Source organism: Microcystis sp. M179S2, from assembly GCF_020245805.1.
Lineage (GTDB): Bacteria > Cyanobacteriota > Cyanobacteriia > Cyanobacteriales > Microcystaceae > Microcystis > Microcystis aeruginosa.
On sequence record NZ_JADBUE010000325.1, the window covers coordinates 1 to 10,584 of the forward strand.

Below are 10,584 nucleotides of genomic sequence, written 5' to 3' on the forward strand. Positions count from 1 at the left end.
CCCACACCCCACACCCCACACCCCACTTCCCACACCCTACACCCCACTTCCCCACTTCCCCATCTCCCCATCTCCCCACTTCCCCACTTCCCAATTCATAATTCCTAATTCCTAATTCATAAAAATTCAATACTCAACCCAAAAAACTAGATGAAAGCAATTATGGTAGTGGGGACAACATCCCACGCGGGTAAATCTTTTTTAACTGCGGCTTTATGTCGTTTATTCAACCGGAAAGGTTGGCAGGTAACACCCTTTAAAGGTCAGAATATGGCCCTTAATGCCTATGTTACCGCCGGAGGGGGAGAAATGGGTCACGCCCAGGCGGTGCAAGCATGGGCCGCGGGGACAATTCCCCGGGTAGAAATGAACCCAATTTTATTAAAACCCCAGGGAAATATGACCTCTCAGGTGATTATTAAAGGTAAGGCTGTTGGTGTCACCACGGCAGCGGATTATTATCAGAATTATTTTGACCAAGGTTGGCAAGCAATTAAAGAATCTTTAGCTAAATTATCAACAGAATTTGATCTAGTTGTCTGTGAAGGTGCGGGAAGTCCGGCGGAAATAAATCTCAAACATCGCGATTTAACTAATATGCGGGTGGCTAAATATCTCGATGCCGCTACTATTTTAGTGGTGGATATTGATCGCGGGGGGGCTTTTGCTCACGTCGTCGGTACGTTAGAATTATTAGAACCGGAGGAAAGAGCTTTAATTAAAGGTATTGTGATCAATAAATTTCGCGGACAAAAATCTCTCTTAGATTCAGGGATTACTTGGCTAGAAAATTATACCAAAATTCCCGTGTTGGGAGTTCTTCCCTATAGTGATATCTTTTTAAGTGCCGAGGATTCTCTCAGTTTACTCGATCGCCCCGCCCAAAAACCCAAAGCTGAAGTAAATATCAGTGTCATTCGTCTGCCTCATATCGCTAATTTTACTGATTTTGACCCTCTCTGTGGCGAAGCAACGGTCAATGTACGTTATCTAGAATTACAGGAATCTTTAGGTGATCCCGATGGGGTAATTATCCCCGGTTCTAAAACCACTGTCGCTGATTTAATTGCTCTTAATCAAAGTGGTATGGCTAATCAATTACAAGCCTATCACCAAAGGGGAGGTATTATCTTTGGCATCTGTGGTGGTTTGCAAATGTTAGGGCGATTAATCCTGGATACTGACCATCGAGAAGGTCTCGAAAGTGAGGCAGCTGGCTTAAATTTACTGCCCTTAAAAACGGTAATTACTGCCGAAAAAATTACCCGTCAACGACAAGTTTTATCCAATTATCCCCAAGCTGGTTTACCGGTAATGGGATACGAAATTCACCAGGGAATAAGCGAATGGGAAAGTGAATCGGGTTATCAAAAAATGTTCGAGGAAGATGCTAGTCTGGGAATTGTCAATGATTCTCTCTCAATTTGGGGCTGTTATTTACATGGTATCTTTGATAATGGTTCCTGGCGAAGAAATTGGCTAAATCATCTGCGTCAGCGTCGCGGTTTATTATCTTTGCCTACGGGAATTGCTAACTATTGCGAACAAAGAGAAATAACCCTAGATGCTATGGCTAATTTAGTGGAAGAACATTTAAATCTTCAACCTATTTTTTCTCATTTGTAAGGAGTAATTATGACTATTGCAGTGCGTTTTTTACCCGATGATATCATCATAGAAGCGGAAACGGGAGAACTATTATTAGATGTGGCCAAAAAAGCAGGAATTGACATTCCTACCGGCTGTTTAATGGGTTCCTGTCACGCTTGCGAGGTAGAATTAGATGATGGTACTCAAATTTGTAGTTGTATTACTGGTATCCCCGGCGATCGAGATTCTTTAACCGTTCATTTATACTCCGATCCGCTTTGGTAGTTGTTCAGGTTTTCTGATAACAGAAGTCAGCTATTAATGTTAAGTTTACGACTTCTAACTGGGAGAATAATGGCTCGGCGACTTCTCGTCTAGGGGAAGGTTTTTGATTTTTGCAAGATGTACATTGACAATAGTATATGCAATATATTCATAAAATACTATGGTATATCGTATCAATGGGATGTGACAATAAATTTCACTAAACCCTTGACAAAAGTTACTTTCTGTATTACCTTTCGACAGTAGTGGTGCTGCCACGGGAAATACTTACATATTAACTATCTTAAAATATGTCAGATTATTATCATTATCAAAATTCTTGCTGTGGGACTGCCCACGCTTATTTGCTACCTTCTCTAAGTCAGATTTTTGCCGATCTTGCTCCTCCTGAAAAGCGTATTTTTGACCTCGGTTGTGGCAACGGTTTGATCGCTAATTGGTTATCAGAAAAAGGATTTCAAGTCAGTGGCTGCGATCCTTCCGAATCGGGGATAGCAGAGGCAAAAAAAGCCTATCCTGAACTTGATCTATACGTTGGCTCCGCCTATGATGATCTGGCTAGTAAATTTGGTACTTTTCCGCTGCTAATTAGTTTGGAAGTGGTAGAACACGTCTATGCCCCGCGCAATTACGCTAAGACCGTTTATAATCTGCTGCAACCCGGAGGATATGCGTTGATATCCACTCCCTATCATAGTTATCTCAAAAATTTAGCCCTAGCGGCTACGGGTAAGATGGACGAGCATTTTACCGCTCTTTGGGATCACGGACATATTAAATTTTGGTCGGTCAAAACTATCACACAACTGTTAACAGAAGCTAATTTATCGTTAGAGAAAGTCTATCGTATTGGTCGTATTGCTCCCTTAGCGAAGACGATGATTATTCTCGCTCGTCGGGGTCAATAAATCATACTAAATCCTGTTCAAAAGGTATAGGAGAGGTGGGATCAGGGAATTTGAGCATTTGTACTAAAATTCCCAATACGCAGTTTAAATACAGTACAGCTTAGTCAAACTTGGGAATAATCCAAGCCGCTATAATAGCCAATAAAACAACAATTTCTAAGACCTTATATAAGTTAAGGGATTGTAGCCACTGAAAAATCTTAGCTAGACGCAAACTTAACCCCCATTGACGTAATTGAGATAACCATAATTTCGGGCTATCTTGTTCACGAAAACGCCATTTAAGGATAGATAATAACAGGGGAACTCCTCCCACTTTAGCAGTCATGAGCAGGTGCAGCACCAGACATACTACCATAATTAACCAACTGAGCAAATGGGCATAATACCAAAAGTGATTTAATTCCCCTTCCGGTAGCCATTTGGAATCCATCATCCGGCCACTATACAAGGCAAAAGTTAGGGCAAAAAGAGTCAAAGTATTGACTAAACGATGGAGACTATACCACCAAATCGGCTTACCAAATTGGGTTAATTTGTTAAGAGAATCACTTTGAATTAATCTTTTGTTGCCGCGACGAAAAGCATAGATAGCAAAAACGGGAAAAATAATCAGAGTATAGAGGCCAAAAGTGCCATGAATACTTTCAATTTCTTGATATTCTGGTAAGGGCAGTTTTAACCAACGACCGTCAAAAGTATCATAGGTCCAATAGGCCGTAACCATGGCGGCAATGAGGGCAATTCCCGTGAATCCGTGCAGAATTCGCAGTAAAAGAGGTTGATAAGGTTGATTAGTTTTCATGAACTCGATCGATACAATGGGGTATGTAAACTTGCCCAGATACTATGTTAACTAATCCTTGGCTCGTCGCTGTTCTTCTCAATACCGTCCTCCTCGGAATCGCCTGGATTGCCCCAAAAAAGCTCTTAACTCGGATGGGTTATCTCCATGCTTGGGTTTTAGGGGTGATTGTCTGGGGAAGCTTGGGATGGCGCGGTTATCTAATTGTTTTATTCTATTTCCTCGTCGGGTCTACTGTCACCCGCATCGGTTTAGCGCGCAAGGAAGCGGAGGGAATTGCCGAAAAAAGAGCGGGGGTGCGCGGTCCTGAAAATGTCTGGGGTTCCGCTTTAGCGGGGGCAATTTGCGCTATCCTAAGTCTTTTTGCCGCTTCTCCCTGGGATTACCTCTTAATACTCGCTTATGTGGCTAGTTTTAGCACCAAATTAGCCGATACTACTGCCAGTGAGGTGGGCAAAGCTTATGGTAAAACCACTTATCTGATTACTAATTTTAAATCCGTCCCCCGGGGAACAGAAGGGGCTGTTAGTTTAGAAGGAACGATCGCTGGTTTGTTGGCAGCCACGGCTATTTCCCTGTTAGCATGGGCTATCGGTGCGATCGATCTTATCGGTGTGTTATGGTGTGTAATTGCGGCATTTATCGCCACCAATATCGAAAGTCTCATCGGCGCTACCCTACAAACCCGCTTTCTGTGGTTAACTAATGAATTGGTCAATGTGATCAATACGGTTATCGGTGCGATCGTGGCTATACTGTTAAGCTTGCTCTGGTCTTTCCGCTAAAATTAAGTGACTAAAAAAATTTTTCAGAGAATATCTATGCTAAAGTGGCGTTTTTGTGCATTGTCCCTGCTTTTACTGCTAATTACTGCCTGTGGGACGGAAAATCAATCTAATTCTAGTTCTAACACCGCAAGTAGTCCCGATGCTGGCCGCTTGCAAACGGTGAAAAATCGCAGTAAGTTAATTTGTGGCATTAACGGAGAAGTGTCGGGGTTCAGCTTTGTTAATGAAAAAGGCGAATATTCGGGCTTAGATGTGCAAATTTGCCGAGCTATCGCTGCGGCTCTCTTTGATGATCCCTCTAAAGTCGAATATCGTAAACTTAGCCCCCAAGAGAGATTTACTGCCGTACAGACGGGAGAAGTGGATATCCTCAGTCGCAACACCACCTGGACGATTAACCGGGATACCGCCCTGGGGATGGAGTTTATCACCCCGGTTTTCTATGATGGTCAGGGAATTATGGCCACGAAAGCCAGTAATATTAAGAAATTAGAAGATTTAAGCGGAAAGTCCATTTGTGTGCTGTCGGGAACCACCACGGAACAAAATCTGGCCGATGCCATGGCAAAAGCGGCAGTTCAAGGTTATAAACCGATCGTTTCCGATGATGTGGAGGCTTTATATACAGCTTATCAGGCGGGGCGCTGTCAGGCCGTCACCTCCGATCGCTCCCAATTGGTGGCCCGGCGCTCGGTTTTTCCCCGACCGCAGGATCATCAATTATTAGAAGTGGTAATATCTAAGGAACCCTTGGCCCCGGCCGTGGCCGATGGTGATCCCGCTTGGTCGAATGCCGTCCGCTCGATCGTTTTTAGTTTAATTCAAGGGGAAGAATTCGGGATTAACTCCCAAAATATTGGCACTTTTGCCGATAGCAAAGACCCCAGTATTCGGCGCTTTTTGGGTATTGATGAGAAGTTAGGCGAAGATATGGGTTTACCCAATGATTTTGCCCAAAGAGTCTTAAAACAGGTGGGTAATTACGGTGAAATTTATGAGCGGGAAATCGGTAAACCCCTACAACTCGATCGAGGTTTAAATAATCTTTGGACAAAGGGGGGTTTATTGTATTCTCCTCCTTTTCGTTAGTTTTAAGATTGTGTTTCCTGACGGGGAATATAGACCCCTATGGCCGCTGGAATAACTCGAAACATGGCGGGAGTAGTGCTAGTAATTTCGCCATCGGTGTTAATACTATGGGGTTTACGAGTCTGAATTTGAATTTCTTTCCCCTTAAGAGTTCTCACCCAAGATAATAAACCCTGTTGTCCTCGCGGTAATGTCCATAAAAGCGGGAAAATTTGCCACCAGTGTTCAATTTCTAGGCTATATAAATCTAACCTTTGATCGTCGATTTGGGCATCGTGAGCGAAGGTTCCTTGTTGCAAGGCAGAGCCTTGGAACACAATATCGAAGGCTCTGCCTTAAAGTAGTATTCAGGTAGAATCTGAAGAGAGAGTTCCCCTGTAGAACCTGGGAACGACATAATAATTCCCCTTTGAAAGCTTGATCAAGGATACTGGGAAGGATTGCGTCACTTCACTTTGTAGTTTTTAAAATTACGCTTTTTCTGGAAGGGGGATTATTACGGGATCTCATTGCCTTAACTAAAATATTCCAAGACCTCATAGATAATACGGCAGGAAAAGAGATTCTGATGGCGAAAACAAAATGTTTTTGTTTTAAGGCCACTAATAACCAATGTAGTTTAACATAATTACATATATATGAGAGTGGTGGCAGAACAGACTGATATTTTGGATTAACTAAGTTATATATTTTCTCTTTGATCAAAATGTTAGTGTTGAGTCGCTTTAACAATGAAGACTTTTGATTATAACTACCAGACCAAACTACTCGATACACTAAACAGGAGTTAACAAACACAGCATCCCCAAACTGAGCAATGCGAAGCCAGCAATCAATGTCATTGTAACAGTCATCTAAACTTGAATCCCAACCCCCTGAGTTAAGAAAAGCATCTCTGAGAAAAGCAACTTGGCTAGTTGTTCCGAAGGGAACTTGTTCTAGGAGCATACCATAGTGTATATCTGCTTGAGCGATATAGAAAGCCTGTTCAAGTCCTATTTTTGGAGTTTGACAGATTTCTACTCCTTTAATATCCACCTGTGTCGCCTGACAGGAACAAATGACAGCTTCGGGATACTGAGCAATATTTTTCATTATTTCCTCTATACAATTAGGGGCAAGATAGTCATCATCATCGAGTAGTTTAATCCAATCTCCTTGAGCAGCTTTAACCCCTACATTTACCGAAAAGGATTGCCTCATATTCTTGAGATTACGATAGAAGATAATATCTTCCCCCAGGCTTTGAATATATTCTGCTGTACCATCAGAGGAACAATCATCAACCACAATGACTTCACAGGGAATAGATTGATTTAAGGCCGAAGCGATTGCTCTTTTAAGCAACGATAAACGATTGCAGGTTGTAATAACAATACTAAATTTCATCTTTATTAACTATAATTAAAATTTTCTCCTATGAGCCATCAGAAAATCAGCATAAGCTTTTTGAGTCAGGAAAGGTTTAGCTTTAAGATAAAATTCTTGATGACGATAATCACGGGTATAAGGTAATTGTTCTAAGTGATCTGCTAAACGAATAGTTATTAAAGCACTAAGCTCTGTTTGAGTTAAAATTATTTCCTTGTTATCACGATAATTTATCAGTTTAAATTCATTAACTTGCTCAAAATTAGAGGGGAAATGTTTTCTATCTTCAAGACAATAATAGTAAACTAATTTTTCAGCATCAGAACCAATAGCAGCCTTAATTATACCTCTTTGTTCTAGATTAACCAAACTTTTTCTATAGCTATAAGTTCCATAGATGCTGTGATAAAGACCAGCCAGACAAATCTCTTCAGATGAGTTCCATTTTTTCAAGATTCTATAAGTTCCTAATAAATGACTATATAAAGAGCGTTTATTAAGATGTTCAGTGGAATCGGTTGCTAATTTCTTCAAAATTTCTCTTTGCTCTTTAGGGGGATCATATTGTCTATCTCTCCATAAATATATAAATTCACCTACAATATTTGGGGCGAAGTGTTGTAAGTTTTTCAATCGATTTTTAATGAGGGTATTAGTAGCCATATTGTTGATTGAATTAATGATTATATAATTTGTCATAGGAATTTATCGGGGCATAAGCTTATTGCTTATCAAAGGTGCAAACTCTACTAATAAAACCCATAAACTTAGGTCAAATGGATGTGCTAATAGATGTCTCGGAAGGATTCTGCTTAAAGCAATTCGCTCTCTCAATCCTTGGCGGGTTTTGGCTGCCTTATTTGGCCAATGTTCGAGGATGATTTTCAAAGTAAATTCTTGAGGATCTAAGTAAGGATATAAAAACCATAACAGCAAGTTACACATTGAGCTAATAAAAGCAGTTGACTCATTAGCTAGACTTTCTTCAAAGGAAATAGCACCTTTCACCAGCAGTGATTGATCAGCAGTGATAGTGGCTGTGATAATATCCAACATATTAGTTAATGATTTCAATCTATTTTCCAGTAATACAGCATCTTGGGGATAGACAGAAAACCGATAACGAAGAGCATCTGCTAAAGTGTTTATGTGATTATCTATTAATTTTTCAAGGTTTTGTAATCTTAACTTCGTCCCCTGAGAATTATTATGGCGACGATATCCAACCGTAATACAATGGTTTCTTATCAGAGATTGATTAACACTTAACCTTAACCAAGTATAGTAATCTACAGCAGTTCCCGTAAACTGTGTTGGCCAGCCATTGATGGAATCGAGTGCTTCGCGTCGAATCACAACAGCTGAGGGAGTGGCGACAGAATTGGTAGGGAAAAAGTTCCAAGGAGCAAAAAACTGAGAATTGAGGACTGGAGAGGGAAAATTTAGGCTATCTTCATGAAAATGGGCGCAATTGGCTACACAAGCAGCAGATTGGGGAAATTGTTCTAGAATTGTATTCATAAGGCGCAGGTGATCTCGATGCCAGATGTCATCCTGATCGAGAAATGCTACTAGAGGCGCAGTAGTATGTTTGAATCCAAAATTGCGGGCGCAATGAGAACCCTTGTCAGGATTTCGTAATAAAGTGATACCTGAAAAAGACTTGACAATCTCTAGGGATTCGTCCTCAGAACCATCGTCAACCACTACTATTTCTCTCGGTGGTTGAGACTGGGAAAATACTGACTCGAGTGTTTGTCGAATCCATTGAGAGCCGTTGAATAAAGGGATAATAACAGCTACGTCCATAACCTTAGCGTTTTGATCTATAAGCCATATCATAATTCTAATTTGCTCCCAGTCGCTTTAAAAATGTGAGCTGATCTGCTAAAACTGCTTCCCGACTGCGGAGACGCGCCGCTACCCAAGCAGCCCGAATCGCTTGGATCTCCGCCTGAAGATTCCGGCCACTCATTTCGTTGTTAAAAGTACGCCTCAAAACACTTAAACCGCAATTGAGCCGCGCCATCTCATGCAGAAGTTCGAGGAAGGGTATAGGGTTGCCGCCACTAATTCTCGTTACTCCACCGAATCCAACGATACGATTGTTTAAAATTTGAAAAATTTGTTCAACTGTACCATCTGCCAGTAAATCCCAAATAGAGTTTTTTTGGCGTGAAATCATTAAATCATTCAGTCCAATATAACTATAGTCCCAACCTAGATCTCTAAGCTCATGGCAATGTTCTACTAATGTGTGAGTCTCAATTTGGACTAGGGTTTTAGCTCTTCCATTGACTAGAGAAATAAATTTATCTACCTCACTGGGAACTTTTGCCATCGGTAGCATAATAATCTTAGCTCCAGAATCTAGGGCAGTTTCTATCTCGTCAGAAGTATTGTTATCTAAGGGATTAATTCTTACTGTAATTGGGATGGAGATAACTTCAGCTAGAGCAACCACATCTTCTGGTGTATCGGCGTTGATTTGGGTTGAATAGCTAATCTGTCGCTCTCGTTTACCAATCCGTTCCCAGTCTACAATGATACTATCAATCCCTACTTGCTCGGCTTGTTTAGCCAATAAAGCATCTGTGGTAAATAGAAATAAACGCAAATGGTCAATATCTGTAGTATAGTGGCTCGTTATGGGGTTCATTATAGTGATCAATGATTCTTAAGTCTTTAGCTATGACAAAGTTAACACAATCTAATGAGCAATGGATAGAAGGTGTAGAAGTTTGCCCTCTCAAGTTATTGCCAAATGAAAAAGGACGACTCATGGAAATTCAACGGGCTGATGATAAGATTTTCCCCGGCTTTGGACAAGTCTATATTACTTCAACTTTGCCCGGTATTGTTAAAGCTTGGTACAGACACACAACGCAAATTGATCAAATTGCCGTCATGGTAGGACTGTTGAAACTTGTCCTTTACGATGACCGGGAAACCTCACCCACCAGAGGCAAAATTAACACGATATTTTTAGGCGAATTGGCTCCTAAACTTGTACAAATTCCTCCCGGTATTTGGCATGGTTTTCAGACAATTGGCGAGCGGGAAGCTTTTGCACTGCATCTAAACTCGGTCGCTTTTCAGGCAGACGCACCAGATGAAGATCGCTTACCTTATGATACTAATATTATTCCCTATCAGTGGTAAACTAAGTGGTAATATCTAAGGAACCCTTGGCCCCGGCCGTGGCCGATGGTGATCCCCCTTGGTCGAATGCCGTCCGCTCGAACGTTTTTAGTTTAATTCAAGGGGAAGAATTTGGGATTAACTCCCAAAATATTGCCACTTTTGCCGACAGCAAAGACCCCAGTATTCGGCGCTTTTTGGGTATCGATGAGAAGTTGGGCGAAGATATGGGTTTACCCAATGATTTTGCCCAAAGAGTCTTAAAACAGGTGGGTAATTACGGTGAAATTTATGAGCGTGAAATCGGTAAACCCCTACAACTCGATCGAGGTTTAAATAATCTTTGGACAAAGGGGGGTTTATTGTATTCTCCTCCTTTTCGTTAATTTTAAGATTGTGTTTTCTGACGGGGAATATAGACTCCTAAAACGCTAGGAATAACTCGAAACATGGCGGGAGTAGTGCTAGTAATTTCGCCATCGGTGTTGATACTATGGGGTTTACGAGTCTGAATTTGAATTTCTTTCCCCTTAAGAGTTCTCACCCAAGATAATAAACCCTGTTGTCCTCGCGGTAATGTCCATAAAAGCGGGAAAATTTGCCACCA

11 protein-coding genes and 3 pseudogenes are annotated in these 10,584 nt (G+C 41.2%); 7 read left to right on the top strand and 7 right to left on the bottom strand.

The window, feature by feature from the left end; translation table 11 throughout:
- Positions 1–150 precede the first annotated feature (150 nt).
- The 3 genes from cobQ to IM500_RS20225 all read left to right on the top strand — a co-directional run bounded on the left by cobQ (position 151) and on the right by IM500_RS20225 (position 2,783).
- Positions 151–1,626 (top strand): cobyric acid synthase CobQ, encoded by a 1,476-nt coding sequence (cobQ, locus tag IM500_RS20215; protein WP_190722566.1) that lies wholly within the window; start codon positions 151–153, stop codon positions 1,624–1,626.
- Between the two features lie 9 nt (positions 1,627–1,635).
- Positions 1,636–1,875, top strand: coding sequence for a 2Fe-2S iron-sulfur cluster-binding protein (locus tag IM500_RS20220; RefSeq protein ID WP_002775208.1), 240 nt, complete (start codon positions 1,636–1,638; stop codon positions 1,873–1,875).
- A 290-nt stretch (positions 1,876–2,165) separates the two neighbouring features.
- A complete protein-coding gene (locus IM500_RS20225) occupies positions 2,166–2,783 on the top strand; it encodes a class I SAM-dependent methyltransferase (RefSeq protein ID WP_287739422.1) in 618 nt (205 codons plus the stop codon).
- A 100-nt stretch (positions 2,784–2,883) separates the two neighbouring features.
- On the opposite strand, the gene IM500_RS20230 is transcribed toward IM500_RS20225, so the two are convergent.
- Positions 2,884–3,588: a cytochrome b/b6 domain-containing protein gene (locus IM500_RS20230; RefSeq protein WP_287739423.1), complete on the bottom strand. Its 705-nt coding sequence runs from the start codon at positions 3,586–3,588 to the stop codon at positions 2,884–2,886.
- Positions 3,589–3,632: 44 nt separating this feature from the next.
- Between IM500_RS20230 and IM500_RS20235 the strand changes: the two genes are divergently transcribed.
- Together IM500_RS20235 and IM500_RS20240 are read left to right on the top strand one after the other, a co-directional pair.
- A complete protein-coding gene (locus IM500_RS20235; RefSeq protein WP_190722563.1) occupies positions 3,633–4,373 on the top strand; it encodes a TIGR00297 family protein in 741 nt (246 codons plus the stop codon).
- A gap of 36 nt (positions 4,374–4,409) precedes the next feature.
- Positions 4,410–5,465 carry an amino acid ABC transporter substrate-binding protein gene (locus tag IM500_RS20240; protein ID WP_287739424.1) on the top strand — a complete coding sequence of 352 codons (1,056 nt, stop codon included), beginning with the start codon at positions 4,410–4,412 and terminating at the stop codon, positions 5,463–5,465.
- Between the two features lie 2 nt (positions 5,466–5,467).
- Here the strand turns inward: IM500_RS20240 and IM500_RS20245 are convergent.
- From IM500_RS20245 to IM500_RS20265, 5 genes and pseudogenes are all read right to left on the bottom strand, one after another.
- Positions 5,468–5,746: pseudogene (locus IM500_RS20245) on the bottom strand (lipid kinase); the annotation flags it as partial.
- Positions 5,747–5,915: 169 nt separating this feature from the next.
- The gene (locus IM500_RS20250; RefSeq protein WP_287739425.1) at positions 5,916–6,854 is read right to left on the bottom strand and encodes a glycosyltransferase family 2 protein; all 939 of its coding nucleotides are present in this window, start codon (positions 6,852–6,854) and stop codon (positions 5,916–5,918) included.
- Between the two features lie 15 nt (positions 6,855–6,869).
- A complete protein-coding gene (locus IM500_RS20255) occupies positions 6,870–7,499 on the bottom strand; it encodes a DUF6817 domain-containing protein (protein WP_287739426.1) in 630 nt (209 codons plus the stop codon).
- A 42-nt stretch (positions 7,500–7,541) separates the two neighbouring features.
- Complete coding sequence (locus IM500_RS20260) at positions 7,542–8,678, bottom strand: glycosyltransferase family 2 protein (protein ID WP_287739427.1); 1,137 nt, start codon at positions 8,676–8,678, stop codon at positions 7,542–7,544.
- Positions 8,679–8,682: 4 nt separating this feature from the next.
- Positions 8,683–9,495: an aldolase/citrate lyase family protein gene (locus IM500_RS20265; RefSeq protein WP_287739428.1), complete on the bottom strand. Its 813-nt coding sequence runs from the start codon at positions 9,493–9,495 to the stop codon at positions 8,683–8,685.
- Positions 9,496–9,527: 32 nt separating this feature from the next.
- Between IM500_RS20265 and IM500_RS20270 the strand changes: the two genes are divergently transcribed.
- Both IM500_RS20270 and IM500_RS20275 read left to right on the top strand, forming a co-directional pair.
- On the top strand, positions 9,528–9,998 hold the full coding sequence (locus IM500_RS20270) for a dTDP-4-dehydrorhamnose 3,5-epimerase family protein (RefSeq protein ID WP_150975694.1): 471 nt from the start codon (positions 9,528–9,530) through the stop codon (positions 9,996–9,998).
- 5 nt (positions 9,999–10,003) lie between these two features.
- A pseudogene (locus tag IM500_RS20275) lies at positions 10,004–10,363 on the top strand (amino acid ABC transporter substrate-binding protein); the annotation flags it as partial.
- Positions 10,364–10,365: 2 nt separating this feature from the next.
- Here the strand turns inward: IM500_RS20275 and IM500_RS20280 are convergent.
- A pseudogene (locus tag IM500_RS20280) lies at positions 10,366–10,584 on the bottom strand (lipid kinase); the annotation flags it as partial.

Bases quoted from the DNA above. Each gene is read 5' to 3' on its own strand.
- IM500_RS20225 (WP_287739422.1), top strand. From the start codon at position 2,166: ATGTCAGATTATTATCATTATCAAAATTCTTGCTGTGGGACTGCCCAC.
- IM500_RS20260 (WP_287739427.1), bottom strand. From the start codon at position 8,678: ATGATATGGCTTATAGATCAAAACGCTAAGGTTATGGACGTAGCTGTT.
- IM500_RS20220 (WP_002775208.1), top strand. From the start codon at position 1,636: ATGACTATTGCAGTGCGTTTTTTACCCGATGATATCATCATAGAAGCG.
- IM500_RS20250 (WP_287739425.1), bottom strand. From the start codon at position 6,854: ATGAAATTTAGTATTGTTATTACAACCTGCAATCGTTTATCGTTGCTT.
- IM500_RS20230 (WP_287739423.1), bottom strand. From the start codon at position 3,588: ATGAAAACTAATCAACCTTATCAACCTCTTTTACTGCGAATTCTGCAC.
- IM500_RS20270 (WP_150975694.1), top strand. From the start codon at position 9,528: ATGACAAAGTTAACACAATCTAATGAGCAATGGATAGAAGGTGTAGAA.
- IM500_RS20255 (WP_287739426.1), bottom strand. From the start codon at position 7,499: ATGGCTACTAATACCCTCATTAAAAATCGATTGAAAAACTTACAACAC.
- cobQ (WP_190722566.1), top strand. From the start codon at position 151: ATGAAAGCAATTATGGTAGTGGGGACAACATCCCACGCGGGTAAATCT.
- IM500_RS20235 (WP_190722563.1), top strand. From the start codon at position 3,633: ATGTTAACTAATCCTTGGCTCGTCGCTGTTCTTCTCAATACCGTCCTC.
- IM500_RS20240 (WP_287739424.1), top strand. From the start codon at position 4,410: ATGCTAAAGTGGCGTTTTTGTGCATTGTCCCTGCTTTTACTGCTAATT.
- IM500_RS20265 (WP_287739428.1), bottom strand. From the start codon at position 9,495: ATGAACCCCATAACGAGCCACTATACTACAGATATTGACCATTTGCGT.